The sequence below is a fragment of the Pseudovibrio sp. SCP20 genome (genome assembly GCF_057774105.1).
Genome location: NZ_JBYMDH010000003.1, coordinates 95,652 through 120,321 on the forward strand (window position 1 = coordinate 95,652; position 24,670 = coordinate 120,321).

Sequence of the window (24,670 nt, forward strand, 5' to 3'; positions counted from 1 at the left end):
TCATAAAGCGATCATATTGCTATGACTTTGGAAGACACAAAGGCAGCACGGGTTGAGGAATTAGCCCGTGCCAAGGTGAACCTTGCCCTCCACATCACCGGTCAGCGCGAAGACGGCTATCACCTGCTCGACAGTCTGGTCATCTTTCCAAAGGTGGGCGACCGCATCGCCGTGGAAGCTGCCCCAGACCTGTCACTGCAGATCACCGGTGATTTCGCAGAAAAGATACAGGGCGATCCTTCCGACAATCTGGTCTACAAAGCAGCACAGATGCTGGCAGAGCACGTTCCAAACGCATCCGGCACCCGCATTGAACTGGAAAAATCCCTTCCTGTCGCAGCAGGCATTGGCGGAGGCTCAGCCGATGCAGCCGCAACCCTGCGCGCCCTCGCCAAACTCTGGGGTACCTCTCCGGCACCGGCAGATCTGGCCAGGCTCTCACTCAGCCTCGGCGCTGATGTACCCATGTGTCTGGAAGAAAAACCAGCCCGCATCCGTGGCATTGGCGAAGTCATTGAACCCGTTGCTGGCTTCCCATCGGGCGCCATCGTGCTGGTCAATCCGATGATCGAGATCTCCACCCCGACCATCTTCCGTGCGCTTGAAAAGAAAGACAACGCGCCTCTGCCAGAAATGCCGGAAGAGTTTGAGAGCATGAAAGCCCTCGCCAACTGGCTCAAATCCTGCCGCAACGACCTGCAAAAGCCAGCGATCTCACAGGCTGCCGAAATCTCAGAGGTATTGGACCTCCTGGCCTCTCAGCCAGAAACCCTCCTCGCCCGCATGTCCGGCTCCGGCGCCACCTGCTTTGCCCTTTGCGAAACCCTGGAGGACGCCCAGTCCATCGCCACCCACCTGCAGGACCTCCACAGCGACTGGTGGATCAGAGCGGCAGAGGTGTAGGTTGCCACGGCAACCATCTAACCAACGCGCATCTAAGCGGTTCCAAGATGGGGGCTCACCTCCCATCTTTTCCTCCGAAGCAGACACACCTATCTCCTCACTGATTCATGCGATCATTTATGAGCAGAACACATGTAGCTTGAACATGATCTACCTCGCAGCTCATATGCAATCCGCAGTTGTCCTCAGGTAACCTACACAATGATTGCGGACTTTCAAGCAGATAAAACTCAGGCAAACCCTGTCTTTTCTACGCGTTAAAGTGGCATCATCAAGACTAATTATGGCTCAATAAGTTTATCTGATTTTGTTTTTCTCTCCTCCGAAATCATCCTTCGGGAATAACAAGACGCGGAGAGAAAATGACTGATAAGCCCCAATTGACCACCGCCTTCGGTTCCCCAGTTCCAGACAATCAAAACATTCAAACTGCCGGACCTCGCGGCCCTGCTCTGCTGCAGGATGTTTGGTTCCTCGAAAAAATGGCCCACTTCGATCGTGAGGTTATCCCTGAGCGCAGAATGCATGCCAAAGGGTCAGGAGCTTATGGAACGTTCACAACAACCCATGACATCACAAAGTTCACCCGAGCAAAGATCTTCTCTGAAGTTGGCAAGAAGTCCGACTTGTTCATGCGCTTCTCTACTGTGGCAGGTGAACGTGGCGCGGCGGATGCAGAGCGTGACATTCGTGGCTTCGCTATCAAGTTCTATACTGAGGAAGGCAACTGGGATCTGGTGGGCAACAACACACCGGTCTTCTTTCTCCGCGATCCGCTCAAATTTCCGGATCTGAACCATGCCGTAAAACGTGACCCGCGCACCAACATGCGCAGCGCGGATAACAACTGGGATTTCTGGACAAATCTGCCAGAAGCACTGCATCAGGTGACGATCGTCATGTCAGATCGCGGTATTCCAGCAACTTATCGCCATATGCATGGTTTTGGCAGCCATACCTACAGTTTCATCAACGCAGATAACGAACGGTACTGGGTTAAGTTCCACTTTGAAACCCAACAAGGTATCAAAAACCTGACGGATGAAGAGGCCGCTCAGATCGTTGCCCATGACCGAGAAAGCCACCAGCGAGATCTTTATGACAGCATCGAGAATGGTGATTTTCCGAAATGGAAACTCTCTGTCCAAATCATGCCAGAAAAAGAGGCCGGCAATTATCACATCAACCCGTTTGATCTGACAAAGGTATGGCCCAAGTCAGATTATCCGTTGATCGAAGTGGGCGTGCTTGAGCTGAACCGGAACCCAGAGAACTACTACGCTGAGGTTGAGCAGGCTTCATTTGCCCCTTCAACAGTCGTGCCTGGTATCAGCTTCTCACCCGATAAAATGCTTCAGGGCCGCCTGTTCTCTTATGGTGATGCTGCGCGGTATCGCCTTGGAGTTAATCACTCGCAAATCCCGGTCAATGCCCCGCGCTGCCCATTCCATTCCTACCACCGCGATGGAGCCATGCGGGTTGATGGCAACAACGGGTCACGTATCGGATATGAACCAAACATGTTTGGGGAGTGGCAACAGCAACCAGATTTCTCCGAGCCACCACTTTCCATCGAGGGAGCTGCTGGTCATTGGGATCATCGAGAGGATGAAGATTACTACTCTCAGCCCGGCGCACTCTTCCGCTCAATGAATGCTGCGCAGAAAGAAGCTCTGTTTGCAAACACAGCCCGCTCAATTGGCCCTGCACGCATCGAAATCCAGCACCGCCATGTCCGCAACTGTTACCGGGCTGACCCTGCTTATGGAACCGGTGTTGCAGAAGCACTCAACATCAACATTGCAGATGTGAGTGACATCTAAGTTGCATTGATAGCCACAGATCAGGGGCTCGGCAGAAGCCGACAACCCATCAGAAAAAGCCCCTGATCTACAATTGCCGAACTACATCCTAAGGAAAAAATTCAATGGATCGCAAAGGTGAAGACATGCATATCAATCGACGTGCACTTTTAACGGCCGGCTCTACAATGGCTATCGCCACTGGGGCATCTGTCGTTGCGAGCAATGCCTGGAGCGCAAGCAACAATGAGGATGATCTGAGCGCCAAAGTCCTCCAGATCATATCAGAGCTGGAAACAGAAGACGGTTCCGAGCTTGCGGCAATTACCTGGTCAAAACAGCATATTGCCAACAGATTGCGGGCAACACTCGATTTGCCGATTGAGCAAGAAGACTACAACAAAAACTACCGAGACTATTACGCCCACAAACTACAATCGGCGTGATTTAGGTTTGTTTTTCAATGCACTGCTGCATCGTTAATTGAAGCAGGCAGCAGTGCTAACTTCTCATGAACTCAGAGAAAAAGCTTTCCTCCTCGCCCAACAAAAAAGCGCCGGGCATTTCTGCCGCGGCGCTTTTCAATTTCTTAAAATTGCTCTCTGCTTAGCTCACGCGAGCGATACAGAAGTCTACGGCCTCTTTGAGAGCCTGTTTGGCTGGGCCGTCCGGGAAGACGGAAAGAGCATCAATCGCTGATGCGCCGTAGTCACGTGCCCGCTGAACAGTGTCAGCAAGAGCACCAGTGTCTTTCAGCAGCTTGATCGCGTGGTCCAGATCGCCGTCCTTGATGTCGCCGTCTTCCAGACAACGCTTCCAGAACGCCTTGTCCTCATCGCTGCCACGCTCCATGGCGTAAATCACTGGCAAAGTGATCTTACCTTCGTGGAAGTCGTCGCCAACGTCCTTACCAAGATCAACGGTCGCCCCGCCATAATCCAGCGCATCATCAACCAGCTGGAAGGCATAGCCAAGTTCAAGGCCGAACTTGCGCGCAGCAGCACGCATCTCGTCGCCCTCATCCGCAATCTCAGGGCTCACTTCACAAGCTGCTGCAAACAGCGCTGCAGTCTTTGCTTCGATCACCCGTAGATACATGTCGTAGGTCGTGGTCGTATCCTGAGCCGCGCCCAATTGCAGAACTTCACCTTCAGCAATGATCGCAGAGGCTTCAGAGAGGATGCGCAGCGCTTCCAGAGAGCGCACATCAACCATCATCTTGAAAGCCTGACCCAGCAGATAGTCACCAACCAGTACGCTGGCCTGGTTGCCCCACAGCTTGCGGGCTGCCAGTTTGCCACGGCGCATATCGCTCTCATCCACCACATCATCATGCAGCAGAGTTGCAGTATGCATAAACTCAACAGATGCAGCGAGAATGACATGCCCCTCGCCCTCGTAACCAAACATCTGGGCAAATGCCAGTGTCAGCATAGGGCGCAAACGCTTCCCACCTGAATCGATCAGATGACGCGCAATTTCCGGGATCAGCTCAACATTAGAACCGGCTTTGGAGAGGATCAGCTCGTTCACCTTCTCCATGTCACCAGAAACGAGCTCGACTAGCCCTTGAATTCCAGCTGGTTTGGCTGTCTGTGATTGAAGACCAACAACGCCCACGGGATACCTCTATTTTGATTCCAACGGGACAATAGGTTGGTAGTTAGGCTCGGGCAAGCTTTAGTAAGAATTTGCTGCCAATAAAGTAGTGTCCAATGGATAATTTACCAATCACAATTAGTTTTTTTCACAATACCAACCCTAACCTGCATAATTTCTGGCGTAACAGGCAACTCCCATCAAGAGGACACCATCGTGGAAGAACTCATCAGAACAACAGACCCGGTCCTCATCTCTCATCTTGAAGCCCTGCTGGGAGAAGCGGAAATCATCTACTTCGTCGCCGACACCAACATGAGCATTCTGGATGGCTCACTTGGCTTTCTTCCGCGCCGGATCATGGTTGAGGCCGATCGATTAGACGAAGCCTGTCAACTTATGCGCGATGCAGGTCTCGAGCACTACCTAAAAGACGCGTGAAAACTTCTCGTTAGATAAACAATAGGGATTGCATGAAAATCGGCAGCCTGTATCAGTGCCTTAATGCATTTATTTGATCCGGCAACGCCATGACCAACCCAGAGACACCTGAAACACCACAGCCAACCACGAAGGACAAGTTCCTTGGTGGGAAAGTTATGGTGGAACAGCCAGCCAAAGGCCGCCATCGTGCCGGGCTGGATGCAGTGTATCTGGCTGCATCCCTGCCGGAGAATACCTCAGGTACGCTTTATGATCTGGGCACTGGCGTAGGCACCGCAGCCTTTTGCGCAGCTCGCCGTCTGCCTACGATCAAAGCCGTGGGTGTAGAGGTCGATCCTGTAACCGCAGCACTAGCCCGCAAAGGTCTGTCCCTGCCGGAAAACGCCAGTTTCGCAGATCGTGTATCTATTCTGGAAGCCAACCTCACCGCCAAAGGCAGCATTCGCCACCAAAGCGGACTGGGCTCATCCATCGCAGATCACGTGATCATGAATCCGCCCTACTACGACAGCACGCGCTTTCGGGTCACGCCTCAATCAGACCGCGCACCGGCGCATGCTCTGGATGAGCGCGGCATCGAGCCGTGGATTAAAACCGCTAAAGACCTGCTGAAGGATGGCGGCACGCTCTCCATCATCTTCAGAGCAGACGGCCTGCAGGATCTTCTGGGCCCAATGCAACGCCGCTTTGGCGCGATCGACATCATCCCGATCCGCCCAACAGCGGACGCACCAGCCACCCGGATTATCGTGCGCGCTGTGGCAGCCAGCCGGGCTCCGTTGCAGATCCTTCCCGGCTTCACCCTGCACGAAGAAGCTGGCGGTGCCTTCACTGCCCAAGCCACAACTGTGATGCGCGACGGCAAGGGCCTAGGCCTTACAAACCGCTAGAACGCGCAGGCCGTTCATCTGGCAACAATCCGCTTTCAATATACGTTTTTCTCCCTATTATGATCGAGGTGCGCAAATCAAAGCACGACGAAACATAAGACAGGGCAGGAGCGGATTATCTATGAGCAGCAAGGTTGATCTACCAAACTCCATTGAGGAAACCCTCACGCTCTTAAGTTCGGGCGGGTATCTGGCAGATCGTGCGCTCGCAACCGTGCTGCACCTGTCCTTGCGCATGCAACGCCCTCTGTTTCTGGAAGGTGAAGCAGGCGTCGGTAAAACCGAGATCGCCAAGGTCCTCGCAGCCACCCTCAACCGCCCCCTCGTCCGTTTGCAATGTTATGAGGGGCTGGACATCTCCTCCGCCGTTTACGAGTGGAACTACGCCGCACAGATGGTCGAAATCCGCATGGCAGAAGCGGCAGGTAGTGTAGACCGCGAGAATCTCAACACTGCTCTTTACAGTCCGCGCTTCCTCATCAAGCGCCCTGTGCTTCAGGCACTGGAGACTACAGAGCTCGGCGCTCCGATCTTCCTGATCGACGAACTCGACCGCACCGATGAAGCTTTTGAGGCATTCCTGCTGGAGGTGCTGGCAGACAGTCAGGTGACCATCCCGGAACTCGGCACCATCAAGTCCGAAGAACCGCCGATCACCATCATCACCACCAACCGCACGCGAGAAATCCACGACGCACTGAAGCGCCGCTGTCTCTATCATTGGGTGGATTACCCAACCGCCGAGCGCGAGCTTCAGATTGTGCAGACCAAACTGCCAGCAGCAGCCGCCACGCTCTCAGCACAAGTCGTCGCCTTTGTACAAAAGCTGCGTAAGGATGAGGCTCTCTTCAAAAAACCCGGCGTTGCTGAAACACTGGACTGGGCCACCGCGCTCACTGAACTGCAGGAAGTTGCGCTGGATCCGGAGATGGTCTCCGATACCCTCGGCGTGCTGCTCAAGTATCAGGAAGATATCGACCGCATCAAAGGCTCCAGAACCCGCGCGATCCTTGATGAGATCCGCATGGAAGCCAACTCACAGGCCACCATTGCCGGCAGCATGCCTGCCCCAACCGTGTAGCCTCATCTGATGCAGGACGACTTCGCTCCCTCTCCCCGCCCACCTCACGGGCGCATCACGGAAAACATCGTCCACTTTGCCAGAACCCTGCGCAAAGCGGGTCTGCCTGCGGGGCCGTCTTCCGTGGTGGATGCGGTAAGCGCAGTAACCATCAATGGCATTGAAAACAAGCAGGACCTCTACTGGACCCTGCACTCCGTCTTCGTCCACAAACGCGACCAGCAACCCGTCTTTGACGAAACCTTCCGCCTTTACTGGCAAAGCAAAGGCCTCGTCGAAAAGATGCTCGCCCTGCTCTCTCCAGTTGCTCCAGCCGGACAGCGTGAACCGGAAAAGCCACGCGCAGCCCAATCCCGCGTCGCCAACGCGTTTGAAGCCAACAAACAGCGTGAGGCGAAGGAAACCAAGCCGCTGTTGGAGGTAGATGCCCGCTTCACCGTCTCAGAAAAGGAAGTCCTGCAGAAGAAGGACTTCGCTCAGATGACAGCTGAGGAGATCGCGGAAGCACGCAGATCCCTCACTCATCTCACAATGCCAGCCGATCAGGTCAGATCCCGCCGCTTCAAGCCGGTACATTCACACACCATCGGCAAGCAGGTGGATGCCAGAAGAACCATGCGTGCCACACTGAAGGCGGGCGGGTCAATCATCGATCTCAAGCACAAAGCACCGGCACAGGTCCATCCGCCCGTGATCGCCCTCTGCGATATCTCCGGCAGCATGAGCCAGTATTCCCGCATCATGCTGCACTTCCTGCATGCCCTGTCAGAAAAGCGCAAAACTCATACATTTCTGTTTGGCACACGGCTCACCAACATCACCCGCGCCCTGCGCATGAAGGACCCGGACGAGGCCCTCGCAGCCTGTACCGATGAAGTAGAGGACTGGTCCGGCGGCACCCGCATTGCCAGCTCCCTGCAAACCTTCAACCGCACCTGGCTCAGACGCGTCTGCCACGGCGGACCAATCGTCCTGCTCATCACGGATGGGCTGGAGCGGGAAGCGTACGATGAGTTGTCCGTTGAGATGGATCGTCTCCACAGATCTTGCAGACGGCTCATCTGGCTCAATCCGCTGCTGCGCTACGATAAGTTCGAAGCCAAAGCCCGCGGAATTCAGGCGATACTGCCCCATACCGATGAGTTTCGGGCAATCCATTCGCTGGATGCAGTCAAAGATCTTTGCCTCGCCCTGAATGACAAGCGCATAAATAGCTCATATGATGCCACGCAGAGATTCCTCTAGTGTGTATCTCCGAAAAGTGGGAACCGGTTTTCGGATAAAGATACGCTTTCACATAAGTTCCTGACAATCCTTCAGCTTCCTTCTGCCAGTTCGCAGAGAGCCCAACCATTCCGTCAGAGCCGATGACATTCAAAGTACTTCTGCACATTGTAAAAACAGTATCAGCAATCTACGCCAAGCGGTTCAACATCAACCGTGATGAGATCTGGTACCTTGCCAAACTTCAGGAAGAGCTCGGAGAGCTGACGGCAGCCCATATGAAGGCAACCCGCCGTGGCCGCTCCGGTTCTGCAACACCAAAAGAGTTGCACGCCCAGAAAGAAGACGAAGCCGCAGACCTGCTGGCTCACCTTCTGCTCTACGCGGACCGCAACAACCTGGACCTGGAAAAAGCAATCCGCCGCAAGTGGATGGCCCACCTGCCAGCAGAAATCATGGACAAGCAAGTCTGATACAACCTCGTATCAGACATTGCTATATCTCACTCGTCAGCTGCAGGCGCAACTGACAGGGTAACTGTGCGCTCATGCGTACTGCGCAACGCCATTGCCGAGCGACCAGTTCTCTTTTTCAACCTCAACCAGATTGATGAAGACATCCTCAGGCCGGATTTGAGGGCTCTCTCCCAGCAGCTCAACAATCCGACGAAACAGCGCCTTCTTCTGCTCTGAGCTCCGCGTGTTGTTGAGTGTAATCTGGATGAAAACCAAATCCTCACTTCGGGCGATGTTCAGATAGGACGCCCCAAAACGGAAGTTGGCACTTGTGTGCTCGGTAATCACCATAAACTGGTTGTCTTCCGGCGCATCCAGCACATCCCGCATGGCGTGGTAAACACCGTCAAAAATAGCCTGTCGATAGACATCAGATTTCCCTGAACGCAATGAGATATGGACAAGTGGCATGACGCTTCCTCCTTTAAGTCATGGAAAGAAACCTAGACGCACCCCATCTATTTGAATATACAATACTTAGCGATATCAGTTATTGAGCATTCAAATGACAAACCGGCCACTTGATCTCGACGCCGTGCAAACCTTTGTTCGCATTGCAGAACTTGGCAGCTTTACGCAGGCTGCCGAAGCACTTCAGACAACCCAGTCGACAGTAAGTTTAAAGCTGAAACGGCTGGAAAAGCGGTTGGGCTGCCAGTTGATTGAACGAACTCCGCGTTACGTTCAGCTCTCAGCAGAAGGCACCACGTTTCTGGAGCATGCCAGAGAACTCCTGAAACAACACGACCACGCCCTCGCTTCCCTCACCAACACACGTCAACGTCTGACCATCGGCATCAGCGATCACGTTGCAGGGCCTGAGCTGCCCCTGCTGATCGCCCGCATGAACGCGCAAGACCCGCAGCTTCTCATCGAGATCAGGATTGGCTCTTCAGGCGAACTCCTCAAGAGCTTCGACCGGCAGGAACTCAGCACCGTCATCATCCGCCAACATGCAGACAGAAATGACGGCAAGCTCATCGCAAATGAAAAGTTTGGCTGGTTTGCCTCTCAAGACTGGCAGCCCCGCGCAGATGAGCCGCTTCCCATCGCCACCATGCCAGAGCCATGCGGCGTGCGTATTATGGCCGGAAAGCTGCTCGATGACGCAGACATCCCATGGACGGAAGTGTTTGTCGGTGGAGGTGTCACTGCTGTTTCTGCCGCCGTCATGGCAGGGTTGGGCGTTGCAGCCCTCGCACGGCGGATGTTGCCAATAGGTGCGGTGGATGTGGGAGAACGGCTAGCGCTACCCGCATTGCCATCTTTACCAATCATGCTGCATACAATAGTGAAGGACTCCAAGAGCAAAGAAGCCATCACTGCGCTCTCAGCAGCACTTAAGAGCGCAGTGCCTGCCTGAACACCAATGCCTTACCGCGCAATAGTAATTGGCTTACTGTTGCTGGCCAGTTGGCCTTCCCAGCGGTTCCATTCGGTCATGCGCATGCTGCCTTTGGCGCGGGAGAAGTTGTCGAACAACACGAGCTCCTGCCCTTTCATCCGCCAGTTGGAAACGAAGAACAGGTCCCCATCCATGCAGTGATTGAAGCTCGCAGCAAAGCCTTCATCCTTGGGTTCAGTACTGAGATTGAGCTGACACACGCGGTCATCAGAGTTCAGATAAACCGTCCATTTGCCAACCATATCATCAGCTTTCACAATGGGCTGAGACCTGCGCTCTTCTTTCTTGCCAAGAGCAGCAGCGGCCACAACACCCGCCAGAAATGCCGTTGCTGTCCCCGGATCAACATTGGCCTGCGCTGAGGTCGTAGTGGTCTCGGTCACAACCGTCCCATCTGCTTTGCGATAGGTTTTGCTTTGCGCGGTCTGGTCCTGCGCCACCACGGCCTGAGCATCGGCAACGCTGGCAGGTGGCTGCGCTGCGGGTGCAGGCGCGCTGTAGGTCTCCCCGCCGCCTCCGGCACTTTGACAGCCAGCAAGCGCCAACAGGCTTGCAGCAACAACAAACTTCCTCATGTCATTCCCCCCAAAGAATACGTTGGGTCTTATTGCCCGTGCCGGATCAGACGAAGCGCAGGGTCCCCACCCGCTTTCGCTTCCTTCCAGCTGCCCACCTCATTTTTATGAAAAGACCCGATCACCTCACTTCTGTGATCGTAAAGGACAAGAGCATCCTCTTTTGTGTTCCAGGCCCAGACATTTGGCTTGCCGGAACACACGGAGCTCGCCGAATAATTCTTGCCAAACTGCGCTGTTTTCAGCTGCAGCGCGCACGGTTTTTGCCCTTGTTTGCGCACCACAGACCATTTACCAGCAAGCGCATTGACAGCGGCTAGCTCTGCTTCGGTTTTTCTGGCACGTTCAACAACGGGTTTTTCGTTAGATTTTTTAACCGTCGTCTCAGCCAGTTCCTCAACACTGTCGCTAATGTGCGGCACGCAGCCGGACACGACCAAACAGGTTGAAATTAAAAGGGTTTTGATCCGCATGTATGCCCCTGACCATGCACAGACAAACCGCTAAAACGCCCCACATCAGCTGCCTGCACCCATATCCTTCAATCTTCCAATACAGAAAAATTGAATCAAATTGATATTTTACCCTAGTAAACCTGGGAGTGATTTGAACAGACAAAACTCTGAAGTATTCACTATTAAAGTGAGTTCCTCATACGCATCACAGCATACAACACCATGAATACATAAGGTAATTCCTCGAATTACAGAGAGAATATTCCACTATACTGCGGATGAGGGATCATCCTGCTTTAGTAAGCCGGCAAACAGAACCAAAATGCTATCCGGCTTTAATCAGCACTGCACCTGGCATGTACTGATAAGCTTTACACCTGTGCAACAGCAGTTCACCAGCGGGCAATCAAGCACCGGACTGTACGCGATAGGACCGCTCCAGATAACCAGCCAGCCTCGCCAGAGACGCTTGCCAACCTCCACGGGTCGCCTCAATCATGTCGGAGCCAACCATGGATGTGACCTGAACAGTCACGTCAAGCTCAGTAGCACTGCCCTGCTCTTTCAGAACAACCGTGATCAGGGAAGCACTCAGCAGCATGTCACCGGTTGAGACCCGCTCAGTAAACAGCAGGAGATCCGGGCGACGAATGTCGTGATAACGCGTCTCAACACGAAATCGCAGATCACCTTTCTGGCCGCACTGGTGAACGTCCAAACCACCAACACAAAAGTCATTTTCTAAGAATGCAATGGCTTCATCATCAGAAGGAACGCCCCAAACCATCCGGGCGTTTGGATCTTCCCAAGCAGCAAACACCTCGTCAGCAGATGCCTCCAACTTTTCCCGAATGATGATCGTATCATGTTCAACCGTCTGCCCCATAACTCCCCCTCACGCATTGGCTGCAACAACCAAGCCTACGCCGTTTCTCACCTTAGGGAAACAGGGCTATATGCAAAAGAGATAAGACGCCGGGCCCGCACACACGGCTGAAGTACTATCAAAACAAGCAAGGCGTCACAGAGCCAGCTCACCCTTCTTGAATAGGACGACAGAAAGAACCCGACTTTTGGATGGCTTCCAGAGGCACCAGGTTCAGCATGTATTCTTCGGGCTGCGCCTCTGAGTGCCCAAGCGCGACAAACTGATAGACACCATCCAGCCAGCACCCTTCCTGCGTAAACTCGGGAAGCTCATAAAAGTCCAGCGACCGCACATCATCCTTTGGGCCGTTGTCATCAAACAGCCACTCAATCACGATCGGGATCGGTTGACCCGTGCTTCTTTTGATCTCGATAAGCTCTTCCCGCAAAGCACTGCAATACTGCTCATCCAACGTGCCCAGCTTCACCCGCAGGTGGCCCATCAATCCGTGATAGGCAGGCGGCGGATAGGTGACTGTGTAGGTAAAAGGCTCGGCTGGTTCCCCTTCAGGCGTATCGACGGGCATTGCCGTCACTTCCCAGCGCGGCACAGGTGTTTTGCCGTCACCAGCCTTACACACCGGCAGATCAATCTGCGCAGCCTGAACGGAGCTAAAGCTAACCGCAGTAAAGACAACCAAACACGCCCATAATCTCATCAGGCCTTAATCTCCCAAAGGTGTTGCAAACTCTGACAGTTGAAGCGCCCACAAAGCCGTTATGCGGTTAAAACACTCCATCCCAAGCACCGGCGCCAGTGTTCCCTTAGGGTTCATGGCAAAGGGAATGTTGCAGGCGTTGTTTCGAAAGGCCTTCCAGTTCCGAGTGGATTCAACAAGCTCGGTCTTCGTGGCCTTGTTCTCGTTCCGCCTCAACTCCTTTTCAGAGTTCGAAATCATCTTCTCCCAAAGCGCTGTTTCCCGTGAGTAGCATTCCCGCATGCCCATGCTGGTCTGGTCCTGCAACTTCATGGCGCAATGTTCAAACACCTTTCCAATGCACTGGACTCTGTTAGTGAACACAAGCCCCCCTTTTTGCAGGCACTCATGAAACACCTTAATCTCATCAGCTCGTGGCTGGTTCGGCCCTTGAGCAAGGGCAACAGCAGAGGAACTCAAAAACGCGAGAAACACCAGACACCGGATGATCATGGCACACCTTCCATCAGTGCGTATCTCCGGAAAATGGACACCGGTTTCTGGCAAAGATACGCAATACAAACGCAAGCAGTTCATCTGCAACTGCTTTGGGAAGGTGCTAGTTTACGCACTGAACCTTAAGCCTACTGTAGGTTACCGTAATCAAGCACTTTCACCCTTAATGGTGTTCTGCCAGCCTCGCTAAACTGCAACAAAAAAGGGTTCCGGAGCAGCGCCCCGAAACCCTCATAAAACCTGACGATAATCAGGTCTTAAATCTTAGCGGTAACCGTAGGAACCGTCTTTCCACTCGTACCAAACGTAACCTGGCAGAGACACGTCACCCTTCTCGTTGAAGGACAGTTCGCCAAGAACTGTGTCGAACTTGCCTGCGTTCAGCTTTTCTACAACTGCGTCGTAGTCGGTGGTGCCAGCTTCGGCAGCAGCAGCCGCCCATGTCTGGATCGCAGCGTAGGTGTAAAGTGCGTAACCTTCAGTGGTTTTACCAGCAGCTTCAAGAGCAGCCACAACAGCAGCAGCTTCTTCGTTGTTACGTGGATCCGGTGGGAAGGTCATCAGAGTGCCTTCACCAGCAGGGCCAGTGATGGACCAGTACTCATCAGTCACCAGGGCGTCACCGGAAACCAGAATGGTGTCCATGCCCTGATCAACCATCTGACGCTTCATCAGACCAGCTTCAGTGTGGTAACCACCAACATAAAGCACGTCGACTTTTTCAGACTTCAGCTTGGAAACCAGCGCGGTGTAGTCTTTTTCACCAGCGGTGTAAGCTTCATAAAGCGCTTCCTGCTTACCAGCAGCATTCATCACAGCTTTGGTCGCATCAGCAAGACCTTTACCGTAAGCGGTCTTGTCGTGGATCACAGCAATGTTCTTGCCGCCGAATTCTGTCGCAAGCGTAGTACCGGCAACTTTACCCTGCTGGTCATCACGGCCACACACACGGTAGGTACCAGGACCAGGACGCTCGTCGGTGTACTTCGGATTGGTAGAAGCTGGGGTGATCTGGATGATACCCTCTTCAGCATATACCTGAGAAGCTGGGATGGAAGAACCGGAGCAGAAGTGACCAGCCATGAATGCTACGTTTTTACCAACCATCTGGTTCGCAACCGCAACAGCCTGCTTAGGGTCACATGCATCATCGCCAACTTCCAGAACAAGCATCTCGCCGTTCACACCGCCAGCAGCGTTGATGTCAGCAACAGCCTGCTCAGCACCAGCTTTCATCTGCGCACCAAACGATGCGTACTGACCAGTCATTGGGCCTGCAGTAGCAATAACGATTTCAGCCATAGCCGCGCCAGACATTGCCATAGCAGCAACACCGGCAACGCTCGCCAAAAGATACTTTTTCATAAAAAACTCCCCGAGTCAGGTGCATTTCTCAATTGAAATTGAGCGGGAAACGCAACCGTCTCCCACCAGAGCAGGCAAACCCCTCGCCTGCTCAATGCTTCCGACAATGAGACCTCTCCGTACTCATCATCTGGATGCCTAGCCAGAAACCAGTTTGAACCAGAACTGACCGAATGCGCAACAATTATCTAAGTAATTTTGCGAATTAGTAATTATCTTGCTGGCCCGGCTTCAGCTTCCAGCCAAACGGACCTGTCTTCTGATAAAGCCAGCTGTACTGCGTCACCATCTGGTTGGTGCGGGTCACGCGGTAGCTCACCAGCGCAATGCCGATGAGAATGGCGTAGTCCACCACCAGATATTGAATAGACAGCAGCGGCTCTTCAAACAGCGCAAACGACAGAAAACGCATCGCCAGCGACAGCAGGAAGATGAACCAGAACAGGATCGGCAAAGGTCGCCACGTGGTCGCAATGGAACGACCCGTTGCAGCAGCAGCCAAACCGCCAAGAACAACAACCAGCATGATAAAGGCAGGCATCGAGCTGCCATAAAGAATACCCATCTCTAAGCCTCCGTCGAGCGCATTCCCGAAAAGTGGGAACCGGTTTTCGGACAAGGATCCGCGCAAAAACAATTCATTAGAGCATGGCTCAAAATTTCGTCTGTCATAGCCATGCTCTAATGTGCGCCGCCTTCAAGATAAGCCGCTTTCACCTCTTCACGAGACAGAAGCTCCTTACCTGTGCCGGTCATGGTGATTGTGCCGTTGACCATCACGTAACCCCGATGAGCCAGCTTCAGCGCATGATACGCATTCTGCTCAACAAGGAACACGGTCAGACCATCGGTGCGGTTCAGCTCAGCAATCGCCTCAAAGATCTGCGATACGATAATCGGTGCCAGACCAAGAGACGGCTCATCCAGCAGAAGAAGACGCGGACGGCTCATCAGCGCGCGGGCAATCGCCAGCATCTGCTGTTCACCACCGGAAAGCGTCCCGCCGCGCTGCTGCTGACGTTCTTTCAAACGCGGGAACAGCTCAAACGCACGACGCAAGTCTTCTTCAAAGTGCTCGTTTCCAGCAACCATACCGCCCATCATCAGGTTCTCCAGAACCGTCATGCGTGGGAAGATACGGCGTCCTTCAGGAGATTGAGCGATACCGGTGCGCATGATCTCGAACGTCGGCTTGTAGGTGATGTCCTCACCGCAATACGACACCGAACCATGACGGGCCTGCGGCGTGCCGCAAACGGTCATCATCAGGGTCGACTTGCCGGCGCCATTGGCACCAATCAGCGTCACGATCTCCCCTTCATACACATCAAGATCAACACCATGCAGCGCCTGAATCTTGCCGTAGAAAGTTTGAACACCGCGAATGCTCAGGAGTGGTTGTTGTGCGCTCATACGATGCCCACCTCCTCTTCAACCTGATCAACTTCATCATCCTCAACACCCAGGTAAGCCGCAATCACGTGCGGATCGTTCTTCACGAACTCTGGGGTGCCATCAGAAATCTTCACGCCGTAATCCAGCACCACAACGTGGTCGGAGATTTCCATCACAACAGACATGTCATGCTCAATCAGCAGAACAGACGTGTCGTGCTCTTTACGGATGTATTGAAGCAGAGTGTTCAGCTCCAGGCTCTCTTTCGGGTTCAAACCAGCAGCTGGTTCATCCAGACAAAGAAGCTCAGGACCGGTACACATGGCACGGGCAATTTCCAGACGGCGCTGATCACCATAGGAAAGGTCCGCAGCAGGTGCATCAGCCCGATCAATCAGATCGATCCGCTCCAGCCAGTACTTGGCAGTCTCAATCGCATCCACGTTGGACTTCTTGTAGCCGCCCAGACCGAGCAGACCACCAATCGTCCAGTTGGAAGCAACCATCAGCGGATTGTGCTGTGCCACCATCAGGTTTTCCAGAATGGTCATACCGCCAAACAGACGGATATTCTGGAAGGTACGGGCAACTTTCGCCTCAGCCGTAATCTTGAAGTCCGGCTTGCGCTCCAGAAGATGCTTTTCTCCGTTGGAGCGGTTCATCACCAGACGACCTTCAGTCGGCTTGTAGAACCCGGTGATGCAGTTAAACACTGTGGTTTTACCCGCACCGTTCGGTCCGATCAGCGCAGTAATGTCACCGCGCCCAACGTTAAAGCTCAGGTCGCCAACAGCGGTCAGACCGCCAAAGCGCATGGTCAGGTGTTCGACCTTCAGAACAGGGTTGTTGTCCCAGGTGCTCATCCGTGGCCCTCCTGAACAAGATCGGCAGATATGCCTTTTGCGTTTTTGGAAAGTGCCACACTCGGCGTTCTGCTGGAAACAAGCCCACGAGGCTTCCAGACCATGATGACAACCATGATCAGACCGAAGACAAGCATGCGATATTCTTCAAACTCACGGAAGAACTCGAAGCCACCGATCATCACAACCGCTGCAATCACAACGCCCATTTGCGAACCGAGACCACCCAGCACCACGATCGCAAGAATGATCGCAGATTCAAGGAAGGTGAAACTCTCGGGAGAAATAAAGCCCTGACGTGTTGCGAAGAAGGAGCCAGCAAACCCGCCGAACATCGCGCCAAGAGCAAAAGCTGTCAGCTTGGTGTTGGTGGTGTTGATGCCAAGCGCACGACACGCAATCTCATCTTCACGCAGCGCTTCCCATGCACGACCAATCGGCATTCTGCGCAAACGCATAGTCACGAAGTTGGTGACCATCGCCATGATAAAGATGAGGTAGTACAGGAAGATAATGCGATGGATACTGTTGTACTTCAGGCCAAAGAAGTCAGCAAAACCGCCTTCACCACGGGTGAACTCCAGGCCAAAGAAGCTTGGGCGCGGAATGCCGGAAAGACCATCAGGACCACCGGTAAACTCGTACCAGTTCAGCAGAACCACACGGATAATCTCACCAAACGCAAGCGTCACAATGGCAAGGTAGTCCCCTCGAAGCCTCAGAACCGGGAAGCCCAGAATAATGCCCCAGAATGCAGCCAGAATACCGGCCAGCGGAAGACAGATCCAGAAGGAGAAGCCGAAGTAGTGCGCCAGCAACGCGTAGGAATAAGCACCCACCGCGTAGAAGGCCACATAGCCAAGGTCCAGAAGACCAGCAAGGCCAACCACAATGTTCAGGCCCCACCCCAGCATCACATAGGTGAGCACGAGGATAGCAAGGTCAATATACTGACGGGAACCACGGGAGCCGAGCCAGAACATCAACGCAAACGGAAGCACCACAGCCAGCACCAGCATGCCGTATTTCAGCATGTTCGCACTGCCGGTACCCAAACCACCTTTTGGCAGAAAACCGGAAATCCCGATGCTTGGTGCATCTTCGCGCTTCCAGAAGAACATGTTCAGCAGGAAGCGACCTGCGAACACAACAATCACAGCGGTGGCAACCGCCAGCCAACGGTGTTCAAGGAAGAGTTCGGCACCACGGCCAGAGGCAACATCAACCTTGAGACCCACCATGACACAGGCCAGTGCGAAGGTAATAACCGCACCACCCAGACTGTCTTTCAGGCTTGCAACAAGCAAGCTATCTCTTTGTCTTGCTTGCATTATACCTTCTCCACCTCAGGTTGGCCGAGAAGACCTTCCGGCATAAAGATGAGCACGATCGCCAGGATCGAGAATGCGGCCACGTCCTTATACTCAACTGAGAAATAACCGGACCAGAATGTCTCGATCAGACCAATCAGCAGGCCACCAAGCATTGCACCCGGCAGGGAGCCAATGCCACCCAGCACCGCAGCGGTAAACGCCTTAACACCAGCAAGGAAGCCAATGTAGAAGTCAACAACGCCGTAATAGAGAAGGAACATCAGACCGGCTACAGCTGCCAGAGAAGCACCCATCACAAAGGTCAGCGAGATGGTGCGGTCGACGTTCACGCCAAGCAACGCTGCCATCTTACGGTCCTGCTCACAAGCGCGCTGCGAACGGCCAAGATTTGTATTGTTGATGAGGTAAGTAAACCCAACCATCAGAATGACGGTGGTCACCACAATCAGGATCTGCACGTAAGACAGATTAACGATAAAGCCAGAGCCGTCAGCTCCACCATCAGTCAGCTGAAATCCTCCCGGAATCAGCGGCTGAAGTGGTTTGTTTTTCGCGCCTTGAGAAACCTGAACAAAGTTCTGAAGAGCAATTGATGCACCAATTGCAGTAATCAGCGGTGCAAGGCGGAATGAGCCACGCAAAGGCCGATAGGCAATACGTTCTACTGTCCACCCCCAAACAGCAGTCAGAGCCATGGCCACCACAAGAACGAGGGCCAGAGCCAAAATCAAAAGAAGCACCGGTGTAGCGGCAGTAATGCCAAGTGCAACAATTAGAATAAGTGCAACGAAAGATCCGACCATGAAGATATCGCCATGGGCGAAGTTAATCATGCCGATAATGCCATAGACCATTGTATAGCCAATGGCGATGAGCCCATAAATGGACCCAAGCGTCACACCATTGATAAGTTGTTGGAGAAAGTAATCCATGTTTTATTTTGTTCCCCGCATGAGATCAGCTTTTAGTTGCTGTCCAGTCTGAATGCCTCCGAATTCAGACCCCAATATTTTATGGTAAGCCGACCTGTAAGTATATTACCCATACTTATAAGTCCGTATTTTGGAATTTTCCTATTCTTTATGCGCCGCAAACGCATTTTTATTTCATAGAACCCAAAATCTGGACTTATTCCTACTCCCGACAATCCGCTAGGACAGGCTCTGAGATCAGAGCACCACAACCAACGCGTGAATATTTCTCATCCGTAGAATGCCTCTTCCCTATTCTGTAATATATCACAGCTGATGTATACTGACCATATCCAGACAAAAACTGCAAGATGGTACCCGGGATTTTTTGAAGATTTCCAATCTGCCGGCTTGCGAAGGCGCGATTGAGCCTTCTAATTTCTACGAAAATTCCGTATCAGCAAATCACGGCTCCAAAACGAGAGGGAAGCCCTCGGTATATTAATCAGTTTTTAGCAGTAGAACTAGCTTTTCTCAGCAAATGGCTATAACTACTCTAATTGAAATACCTGTCGTTTTTGGGCGACTGAAAAGTACTAATGAATATTGTACAGTGTGAAACACAGATCATATCTGTGGGAATATCTTGGAACGAACTGGATGACGACAGCTTTAACAATGGCGCCCGCTGATAATACGAGCAAAAGTCTGGCCTCTCATGAATTTAGAGAGGCAATGAGTCGTTTAGGCGCTTCAGTTCACTTGCTTGCCAGTGCCGGTACTGCCGGTCGCGTTGGCGCAACAGTTTCATCTGTCTGCTCTGTGTCAGATGATCCGGCCACCCTGCTCGTCTGCCTCAACCGCAGCGCAAAGGTGAATCAGATCGTCAAAGACAACGGCGTTTTTTCCATCAACACACTTATTCATGACCACACCGATCTTTCCAATGTCTTCGCAGGTCAGGGCGACCTCTCAATGGAAGAACGCTTCGCAAAAGGAAGCTGGGGCACTCTGGCAACAGGAAGCCCGATTTTGGAGAGCGCACGCGTCAGCTTTGATTGCCACATTAAAGAAGTGACTGAAGTTGGCACGCACTCTGTTATATTCGGCGAGGTGGTCGCAGCACGTCTGGGTGAATTTGCACCTGCTCTGATCTACCTTGATCGGAACTATCATTCCGTCTGAATTTGGTCCTAAGTTCCCATTTCGGAACCAGGCCTACAGCAATAAAAGAATTTTCTGCACCAATCGCGATGGACCTGTCGCGGTTGTGCATCTGCATATTTCGACATTGATTTAGGGAAAAACGATGACACCAGCACCGCGCAATCTGATAACCGACGTTCCGGGATTGAAGGTCGGCAATGCCCATTGCGAAAAGACCAAGTCCGGTGTCACGGTTCTCATACCAGACGAACAAGCCGTCGCGTCCGTCGCCATTTTAGGCGGCGCACCAGGCACGCGCGATATCGCTCTTCTGGAACCAGAGCAAACCGTCAATGCCATCGACGCCCTCGTGCTGTCCGGCGGCTCCGCATTCGGGCTGGATGCAGGCAGCGGCGCACAGGTGCGACTGGCAGAACTCGGCAAAGGTTTCAAAGTTGGCAGTGCAGTCATTCCGATTACCCCCACAGCTATTCTATTCGATCTCCTCAACGGGGGGGATAAATCCTGGGGTAGAAAACCAGTCTATCGCGAAATGGGCATCGAAGCGGTCGACAACGCTGGTGAAGATTTTGAGCTCGGCTCAGCAGGCGCAGGCTTTGGCGCCACCACCGCAGACCTCAAAGGCGGCCTCGGCTCCGCCTCCCTCTCCCTGCCCCGCGGCGGCACAGTTGGCGCCCTCATCGCGGTAAACGCACTCGGCCGCCCCACCATCGGCGACACGCCATACTTCTGGGCCGCTCCAAGCGAGCAAAACGGGGAATTCGGTGGTCTCGGCTGGCCAACAGAAATGCCAGGCATGGATCGCACCGTGCAAACCAAGTTCACTCTGGGCACAATCGATCTGTCCCCAAACACCAACACCACCATCGGCATCGTTGCCACTGATCTGATCCTCACCAAATCTGAGGCCAAACGCATCGCCACCGCCGCCCACGACGGTTATGCCCGCGCCCTCTGGCCAGCGCACACCCCCATGGATGGTGACCTGCTCTTCGTGATCTCAACCGGCAAACGCAAGATGCAGGACCCGATGGTCGAACTGCTCGAGCTCGGCGCCTACGCCGCTCAGACCGTCTCCCGAGCCATCGCTCGCGGCGTCTACAATGCGACGGAGTACCCTGGTGACACAGTACCAACATGGAAGAGCCAACACGGATCACGGTAGATTTGAATTCCGTATCCTGATATTTCCGTTAAGGTAAAGCTCACATAGCAGCGCAAGCAAACCCATAAAAACGCAAGTTTGCGCAAAACAACGCAAATCGACGCAAACCGGTATAATGTGCTGGAGTTTTGGATCGAGCTCACCAGGGATGGGAGCCGGTATTCAAGGCAGATTTGCTCTCTTGAATAAGTGCCGAAAGGCAAAAAAGATGCGCCGCCTCTGGTGTTGGGGGCAGAGGCGACGCGGGGGAGCAAAGGACGGAGTGTTGCGGTAAATATACGCCGCCCTTTGCGTATCTCGGAGGTCTTCCCGGTTTTAGGTAACCGGGAAGACCTTTTTCTTATGCCGGTTCTGGCTCAGCCTTCTGATCGTCAGAAACTTTTTCTTTCAGCTTTTTCAGAGGCTTGTCTGCTTCACCTTTACCTGCACCCTTCGTTGGATGAATGCGGTAGAAGATGATGAACAGCAGCGGAACAGCAATCAGTGTCAACACCGTCGCGAACGCCAGACCACCCATGATGGTCACAGACATACTCGCGAACATCGGATCAACAATCAGCGGAGCCATACCAAGGATCGTCGTGATCGCCGCCATAGACACCGGACGCAGACGAGACACACTCGCACGAACCACAGCGTCAAACCGGTCTCCACCTTCTTCAAGCTGAAGGTCGATCTCTTCCAGCAGAACGATCGCGTTCTTGATCAACATACCTGACAGTGACAGCACACCAAGGATCGCCATGAAGTCCAGCGGCAAACCTGTGCCCAGCAGACCAATCACAACACCGTTGACAGACATCGGTACGATCAGCCAGATGATGAGTGGTTCCCGAACCTTAGAGAACAGCAGGATGGAGATAACAATCATCACAAGGAAGGTGACTGGTACCTTACTCCCCAGCGATTCATTCGCATCCTGAGAGTTTTCGTACTCACCACCCCACTCCATGGAATACCCATCCGGCAGCGGAACAGCCTCAATCGCACCCCGAATTCGGGCATGAGCAACCGACGCCAACTCATCCGGCGCACTCGCTCCAAGCACACTCAGCGTCTTCACACGGTCCCGGCGACGGATCAGAGTATCTTCAGCCACGGTAGAAATACCAGAGGTGACCTGATCGATCGGAACGTACTTGCGCTGCTGAGAACTCCAAACCAGAGTGTTTACAAGAGCTTCAGAGGCAGTCTCACCTTCACCACGCTGACGCTTCACGATGATCGGAATATCTTCATCCAGATCACGATAGCTACCGGCACGGATACCGTCAGAGGTAAACTGGATTGCAGTAGACAGATCCTGACGAGTGATACCAGCAATACGCGCACGCTGTTCGTCGAACTTCGGCTGCATCACCAACTCACGCTCACGCCAGTCAGTACGCACATCACTCAAGCGATACTGAGGATCCTTAAAGATCGCCATCATCTCTTCAGAGATCGCCCGCAGAACATCCGCATCCGGACCTGTAATACGCGCCTGAACATCAGCACCGGACGGAGGGCCAAACACCAGACGTTCGGTATAAACCTGTCCCTGAGGCAGTTCCTGAACACCGAACTCGCGGATCTTCAGAGCCAAATCATCAATGGTATCAGTATCCTCAGTGCGTACGATCACCTGACCATAGTTGGAACTTCCATCCTGAGCAGAGTATGTCAGCATGAAGCGGGTCGCACCCTGACCAATGAAGGTATTGGTAGAAACAACACCCGGCAGAGACAGAATCTCGTTCTCCAGCTTCTCCATATCACGCGCAGTCGCATGAATGTCGGTCCCATGCGGCAGCCAGTAGTTCACGTAGAACAGCGGCGTTGCAGAGTTCGGGAAGAAGGAGTTTCCAACAAACTGGAAAGACCAGAAGCAAACTACAGTCACACCGATCAGTGCTGCCAGAGACAACCAGCGCAGTTTCAGGGTCAGAACCAGGATCTTACGGAACAGGGTGTAAAGAACACCACGGTACGGATCATGCTCGTCACCAGAGATGGTCGCCATCTTGAAGAAGTACTTACCAAACAGCGGTGTAACGAGGATCGCGAACAACCAGGACATCAGCAGGGAGATGCCAACAACCGCGAACAGGGAGAACATGAACTCACCCGTACTGTCGCTGGAAAGGCCGATACCTGAGAACGCCATGATGCCGATAACAGTTGCACCCAGCAATGGCCACTTGGTCTGCTCAACAACGGTCGACGCAGCTTTGATAGGCCGCATACCACGCTGCATGTTGATCATCATACCTTCAGCAACAACGATCGCGTTGTCCACCAACATACCCATGGCGATCACGAGAGCACCAAGCGAAATACGCTCAAGCTCAATACCACCAAGTTTCATCAGCAGGATAGTTGAAAGCACGGTCAGCAGCAGAACAGAACCCACCACAACAGCAGCACGCCAGCCCATGAAGATGCCGAGCACTACAATCACAATGGAAACAGACATCACAAGGTTCCACACGAAGGAACCAACAGCCTGATCAACCACACGGTGCTGTTCGTAGATCGGGATGATTTCCATGCCAACTGGCAAGTTCGCACGCAGCTCATTCAGATGCGCTTCAACGCCCTGACCAACAGCCACAATGTTTGTGTCTTCAACAGCAGCTACACCAAGAGTAACAGCGCGCTGTCCGTTATGACGAACCAGAACACTTGGGTTCTCAGGCTCTTCAACGGAAAGCGTCGCCACATCTGACAGGCGCACCATCGCAGTTGAACCCGGATTACCAATCACCAGATCCTGAATACTGCGGTAGCTGTCAAAGGCGGAAACAGTCGAGATGCGGATGCGCAGATCACCGGAAACCGTGGTACCGTTCGCCTGAATAGCATTCTCTGCATTCAGCACGTTCTGCACGTCAGCAATAGTGATACCCAGCTGTGCCAGACGGTCCTGATCCATCGCAATGACGATCTCATCTTCAGGCGCACCAAGGATGGAAACCTTCGCAACATTGTCGACAGTCAGCAGTTCACGGCGCAGTTCCTTGACGGTCTTACGGATATCCCGGTTGGAGTATCCATCAGCTGTCAAGGCATAGTACATGCCGAACACATCACCGAAGCTGTCGTAAACAATCGGAGTGCGAACACCGCTTGGCAGGTTCGGCATCTCGTCGTTCACTTTGCGACGCAGCTCATCCCACACCTGTGGCAGCTCAGTACCGTCATAGATGTCTTTCATCTCTACCTGAATACGTGAGAGACCCGGTTCAGAGGTACTACGAACTTCCTTCAGCTGAGGCATCTGCTGAATGGCACTTTCGAGCCGTTCAGTAACTTCTTCTTCTACTTCCGCAGCGCTCGCACCCGGATAGGAGGTGATCACCTGCGCTTCTTTAATTGTAAATGCCGGATCTTCCAGTCGTCCAATGCCGCCTAGAGCCCAAATGCCACCAAGAAGAGCAATCAGGACAACCATCCAGACATTGACCGGCTTCTCAATTGAGTAGCGTGCAATATCCATTTCAAAAACTCCTAGACG

General features: G+C 53.2%; 25 protein-coding genes. 11 read left to right on the plus strand and 14 right to left on the minus strand.

Going from position 1 to position 24,670, the window contains the following annotated elements:
* Nucleotides 1–21 precede the first annotated feature (21 nt).
* The 3 genes from AC3CB2_RS13100 (at nucleotide 22) to AC3CB2_RS13110 (ending at nucleotide 3,151) form a co-directional block, all read left to right on the plus strand.
* Nucleotides 22–903, plus strand: a complete 882-nt coding sequence (locus AC3CB2_RS13100) for a 4-(cytidine 5'-diphospho)-2-C-methyl-D-erythritol kinase (RefSeq protein ID WP_352933166.1) — start codon at nucleotides 22–24, stop codon at nucleotides 901–903.
* A 362-nt stretch (nucleotides 904–1,265) separates the two neighbouring features.
* On the plus strand, nucleotides 1,266–2,726 hold the full coding sequence (locus tag AC3CB2_RS13105) for a catalase (protein WP_352933168.1): 1,461 nt from the start codon (nucleotides 1,266–1,268) through the stop codon (nucleotides 2,724–2,726).
* 104 nt (nucleotides 2,727–2,830) lie between these two features.
* Nucleotides 2,831–3,151 carry a hypothetical protein gene (locus tag AC3CB2_RS13110; protein ID WP_352933170.1) on the plus strand — a complete coding sequence of 107 codons (321 nt, stop codon included), beginning with the start codon at nucleotides 2,831–2,833 and terminating at the stop codon, nucleotides 3,149–3,151.
* Between the two features lie 160 nt (nucleotides 3,152–3,311).
* Here the strand turns inward: AC3CB2_RS13110 and AC3CB2_RS13115 are convergent, their stop codons facing one another.
* Nucleotides 3,312–4,325, minus strand: coding sequence for a polyprenyl synthetase family protein (locus tag AC3CB2_RS13115; RefSeq protein WP_352933172.1), 1,014 nt, complete (start codon nucleotides 4,323–4,325; stop codon nucleotides 3,312–3,314).
* Between the two features lie 195 nt (nucleotides 4,326–4,520).
* Between AC3CB2_RS13115 and AC3CB2_RS13120 the strand changes: the two genes are divergently transcribed.
* The 5 genes from AC3CB2_RS13120 to AC3CB2_RS13140 all read left to right on the plus strand — a co-directional run bounded on the left by AC3CB2_RS13120 (nucleotide 4,521) and on the right by AC3CB2_RS13140 (nucleotide 8,416).
* Nucleotides 4,521–4,745 carry a putative signal transducing protein gene (locus AC3CB2_RS13120; RefSeq protein WP_008547375.1) on the plus strand — a complete coding sequence of 75 codons (225 nt, stop codon included), beginning with the start codon at nucleotides 4,521–4,523 and terminating at the stop codon, nucleotides 4,743–4,745.
* Between the two features lie 89 nt (nucleotides 4,746–4,834).
* Entirely contained in the window at nucleotides 4,835–5,638 is an 804-nt protein-coding gene (locus AC3CB2_RS13125; protein ID WP_352933175.1) for a tRNA1(Val) (adenine(37)-N6)-methyltransferase, read from the plus strand.
* 121 nt (nucleotides 5,639–5,759) lie between these two features.
* On the plus strand, nucleotides 5,760–6,719 hold the full coding sequence (locus AC3CB2_RS13130) for an AAA family ATPase (RefSeq protein ID WP_352933177.1): 960 nt from the start codon (nucleotides 5,760–5,762) through the stop codon (nucleotides 6,717–6,719).
* 9 nt (nucleotides 6,720–6,728) lie between these two features.
* Nucleotides 6,729–7,964 (plus strand): vWA domain-containing protein, encoded by a 1,236-nt coding sequence (locus AC3CB2_RS13135; RefSeq protein ID WP_352933179.1) that lies wholly within the window; start codon nucleotides 6,729–6,731, stop codon nucleotides 7,962–7,964.
* 122 nt (nucleotides 7,965–8,086) lie between these two features.
* Nucleotides 8,087–8,416, plus strand: a complete 330-nt coding sequence (locus AC3CB2_RS13140) for a nucleoside triphosphate pyrophosphohydrolase family protein (RefSeq protein ID WP_008547434.1) — start codon at nucleotides 8,087–8,089, stop codon at nucleotides 8,414–8,416.
* Between the two features lie 72 nt (nucleotides 8,417–8,488).
* On the opposite strand, the gene AC3CB2_RS13145 is transcribed toward AC3CB2_RS13140, so the two are convergent.
* Nucleotides 8,489–8,869, minus strand: a complete 381-nt coding sequence (locus AC3CB2_RS13145) for a tautomerase family protein (RefSeq protein WP_352933181.1) — start codon at nucleotides 8,867–8,869, stop codon at nucleotides 8,489–8,491.
* Nucleotides 8,870–8,963: 94 nt separating this feature from the next.
* On the opposite strand from AC3CB2_RS13145, the gene AC3CB2_RS13150 reads away from it, so the two are divergent.
* A complete protein-coding gene (locus AC3CB2_RS13150; RefSeq protein ID WP_352933184.1) occupies nucleotides 8,964–9,821 on the plus strand; it encodes a LysR family transcriptional regulator in 858 nt (285 codons plus the stop codon).
* Nucleotides 9,822–9,832: 11 nt separating this feature from the next.
* Here the strand turns inward: AC3CB2_RS13150 and AC3CB2_RS13155 are convergent, their stop codons facing one another.
* The 11 genes from AC3CB2_RS13155 to AC3CB2_RS13205 all read right to left on the minus strand — a co-directional run bounded on the left by AC3CB2_RS13155 (nucleotide 9,833) and on the right by AC3CB2_RS13205 (nucleotide 18,863).
* Nucleotides 9,833–10,438, minus strand: a complete 606-nt coding sequence (locus tag AC3CB2_RS13155; RefSeq protein ID WP_352933186.1) for an AprI/Inh family metalloprotease inhibitor — start codon at nucleotides 10,436–10,438, stop codon at nucleotides 9,833–9,835.
* A 29-nt stretch (nucleotides 10,439–10,467) separates the two neighbouring features.
* Nucleotides 10,468–10,911, minus strand: coding sequence for an AprI/Inh family metalloprotease inhibitor (locus tag AC3CB2_RS13160; RefSeq protein WP_352933188.1), 444 nt, complete (start codon nucleotides 10,909–10,911; stop codon nucleotides 10,468–10,470).
* 388 nt (nucleotides 10,912–11,299) lie between these two features.
* Nucleotides 11,300–11,779, minus strand: coding sequence for an SRPBCC family protein (locus tag AC3CB2_RS13165; protein ID WP_352933190.1), 480 nt, complete (start codon nucleotides 11,777–11,779; stop codon nucleotides 11,300–11,302).
* Between the two features lie 148 nt (nucleotides 11,780–11,927).
* Nucleotides 11,928–12,479: a hypothetical protein gene (locus tag AC3CB2_RS13170; RefSeq protein WP_352933192.1), complete on the minus strand. Its 552-nt coding sequence runs from the start codon at nucleotides 12,477–12,479 to the stop codon at nucleotides 11,928–11,930.
* A gap of 6 nt (nucleotides 12,480–12,485) precedes the next feature.
* A complete protein-coding gene (locus AC3CB2_RS13175; protein WP_008547466.1) occupies nucleotides 12,486–12,971 on the minus strand; it encodes a lysozyme inhibitor LprI family protein in 486 nt (161 codons plus the stop codon).
* A gap of 267 nt (nucleotides 12,972–13,238) precedes the next feature.
* Nucleotides 13,239–14,339, minus strand: a complete 1,101-nt coding sequence (locus tag AC3CB2_RS13180; RefSeq protein WP_008547633.1) for a branched-chain amino acid ABC transporter substrate-binding protein — start codon at nucleotides 14,337–14,339, stop codon at nucleotides 13,239–13,241.
* A 205-nt stretch (nucleotides 14,340–14,544) separates the two neighbouring features.
* The gene (locus AC3CB2_RS13185) at nucleotides 14,545–14,904 is read right to left on the minus strand and encodes a DUF6867 family protein (RefSeq protein WP_008547540.1); all 360 of its coding nucleotides are present in this window, start codon (nucleotides 14,902–14,904) and stop codon (nucleotides 14,545–14,547) included.
* A gap of 116 nt (nucleotides 14,905–15,020) precedes the next feature.
* Nucleotides 15,021–15,752: an ABC transporter ATP-binding protein gene (locus AC3CB2_RS13190; RefSeq protein ID WP_008547419.1), complete on the minus strand. Its 732-nt coding sequence runs from the start codon at nucleotides 15,750–15,752 to the stop codon at nucleotides 15,021–15,023.
* Nucleotides 15,749–16,597, minus strand: coding sequence for an ABC transporter ATP-binding protein (locus AC3CB2_RS13195; protein ID WP_014286419.1), 849 nt, complete (start codon nucleotides 16,595–16,597; stop codon nucleotides 15,749–15,751). Before AC3CB2_RS13195 ends, AC3CB2_RS13190 begins: the two co-directional genes overlap by 4 nt.
* The gene (livM, locus tag AC3CB2_RS13200) at nucleotides 16,594–17,928 is read right to left on the minus strand and encodes a high-affinity branched-chain amino acid ABC transporter permease LivM (RefSeq protein ID WP_054782777.1); all 1,335 of its coding nucleotides are present in this window, start codon (nucleotides 17,926–17,928) and stop codon (nucleotides 16,594–16,596) included. The genes AC3CB2_RS13195 and livM overlap by 4 nt, the downstream gene beginning before the upstream one ends.
* Nucleotides 17,928–18,863: an ABC transporter permease subunit gene (locus AC3CB2_RS13205; RefSeq protein WP_352933196.1), complete on the minus strand. Its 936-nt coding sequence runs from the start codon at nucleotides 18,861–18,863 to the stop codon at nucleotides 17,928–17,930. The genes livM and AC3CB2_RS13205 overlap by 1 nt, the downstream gene beginning before the upstream one ends.
* A gap of 714 nt (nucleotides 18,864–19,577) precedes the next feature.
* On the opposite strand from AC3CB2_RS13205, the gene AC3CB2_RS13210 reads away from it, so the two are divergent.
* Together AC3CB2_RS13210 and AC3CB2_RS13215 are read left to right on the plus strand one after the other, a co-directional pair.
* Entirely contained in the window at nucleotides 19,578–20,027 is a 450-nt protein-coding gene (locus AC3CB2_RS13210) for a flavin reductase (RefSeq protein ID WP_148266177.1), read from the plus strand.
* A gap of 124 nt (nucleotides 20,028–20,151) precedes the next feature.
* Nucleotides 20,152–21,174, plus strand: a complete 1,023-nt coding sequence (locus tag AC3CB2_RS13215; RefSeq protein WP_352933198.1) for a P1 family peptidase — start codon at nucleotides 20,152–20,154, stop codon at nucleotides 21,172–21,174.
* A 340-nt stretch (nucleotides 21,175–21,514) separates the two neighbouring features.
* On the opposite strand, the gene AC3CB2_RS13220 is transcribed toward AC3CB2_RS13215, so the two are convergent.
* Nucleotides 21,515–24,652: an efflux RND transporter permease subunit gene (locus AC3CB2_RS13220; protein ID WP_352933200.1), complete on the minus strand. Its 3,138-nt coding sequence runs from the start codon at nucleotides 24,650–24,652 to the stop codon at nucleotides 21,515–21,517.
* Nucleotides 24,653–24,670: the final 18 nt, after the last annotated feature.

Excerpts from the sequence above, each read along its gene's own strand:
- AC3CB2_RS13100 (WP_352933166.1), top strand. The coding sequence starts at position 22 with ATGACTTTGGAAGACACAAAGGCAGCACGGGTTGAGGAATTAGCCCGT.
- AC3CB2_RS13105 (WP_352933168.1), top strand. The coding sequence starts at position 1,266 with ATGACTGATAAGCCCCAATTGACCACCGCCTTCGGTTCCCCAGTTCCA.
- AC3CB2_RS13110 (WP_352933170.1), top strand. The coding sequence starts at position 2,831 with ATGGATCGCAAAGGTGAAGACATGCATATCAATCGACGTGCACTTTTA.
- AC3CB2_RS13125 (WP_352933175.1), top strand. The coding sequence starts at position 4,835 with ATGACCAACCCAGAGACACCTGAAACACCACAGCCAACCACGAAGGAC.
- AC3CB2_RS13130 (WP_352933177.1), top strand. The coding sequence starts at position 5,760 with ATGAGCAGCAAGGTTGATCTACCAAACTCCATTGAGGAAACCCTCACG.
- AC3CB2_RS13135 (WP_352933179.1), top strand. The coding sequence starts at position 6,729 with ATGCAGGACGACTTCGCTCCCTCTCCCCGCCCACCTCACGGGCGCATC.
- AC3CB2_RS13140 (WP_008547434.1), top strand. The coding sequence starts at position 8,087 with ATGACATTCAAAGTACTTCTGCACATTGTAAAAACAGTATCAGCAATC.
- AC3CB2_RS13145 (WP_352933181.1), bottom strand. The coding sequence starts at position 8,869 with ATGCCACTTGTCCATATCTCATTGCGTTCAGGGAAATCTGATGTCTAT.
- AC3CB2_RS13150 (WP_352933184.1), top strand. The coding sequence starts at position 8,964 with ATGACAAACCGGCCACTTGATCTCGACGCCGTGCAAACCTTTGTTCGC.
- AC3CB2_RS13155 (WP_352933186.1), bottom strand. The coding sequence starts at position 10,438 with ATGAGGAAGTTTGTTGTTGCTGCAAGCCTGTTGGCGCTTGCTGGCTGT.
- AC3CB2_RS13160 (WP_352933188.1), bottom strand. The coding sequence starts at position 10,911 with ATGCGGATCAAAACCCTTTTAATTTCAACCTGTTTGGTCGTGTCCGGC.
- AC3CB2_RS13165 (WP_352933190.1), bottom strand. The coding sequence starts at position 11,779 with ATGGGGCAGACGGTTGAACATGATACGATCATCATTCGGGAAAAGTTG.
- AC3CB2_RS13170 (WP_352933192.1), bottom strand. The coding sequence starts at position 12,479 with ATGAGATTATGGGCGTGTTTGGTTGTCTTTACTGCGGTTAGCTTTAGC.
- AC3CB2_RS13175 (WP_008547466.1), bottom strand. The coding sequence starts at position 12,971 with ATGATCATCCGGTGTCTGGTGTTTCTCGCGTTTTTGAGTTCCTCTGCT.
- AC3CB2_RS13180 (WP_008547633.1), bottom strand. The coding sequence starts at position 14,339 with ATGAAAAAGTATCTTTTGGCGAGCGTTGCCGGTGTTGCTGCTATGGCA.
- AC3CB2_RS13185 (WP_008547540.1), bottom strand. The coding sequence starts at position 14,904 with ATGGGTATTCTTTATGGCAGCTCGATGCCTGCCTTTATCATGCTGGTT.
- AC3CB2_RS13190 (WP_008547419.1), bottom strand. The coding sequence starts at position 15,752 with ATGAGCGCACAACAACCACTCCTGAGCATTCGCGGTGTTCAAACTTTC.
- AC3CB2_RS13195 (WP_014286419.1), bottom strand. The coding sequence starts at position 16,597 with ATGAGCACCTGGGACAACAACCCTGTTCTGAAGGTCGAACACCTGACC.
- livM (WP_054782777.1), bottom strand. The coding sequence starts at position 17,928 with ATGCAAGCAAGACAAAGAGATAGCTTGCTTGTTGCAAGCCTGAAAGAC.
- AC3CB2_RS13205 (WP_352933196.1), bottom strand. The coding sequence starts at position 18,863 with ATGGATTACTTTCTCCAACAACTTATCAATGGTGTGACGCTTGGGTCC.
- AC3CB2_RS13210 (WP_148266177.1), top strand. The coding sequence starts at position 19,578 with ATGAGTCGTTTAGGCGCTTCAGTTCACTTGCTTGCCAGTGCCGGTACT.
- AC3CB2_RS13215 (WP_352933198.1), top strand. The coding sequence starts at position 20,152 with ATGACACCAGCACCGCGCAATCTGATAACCGACGTTCCGGGATTGAAG.
- AC3CB2_RS13220 (WP_352933200.1), bottom strand. The coding sequence starts at position 24,652 with ATGGATATTGCACGCTACTCAATTGAGAAGCCGGTCAATGTCTGGATG.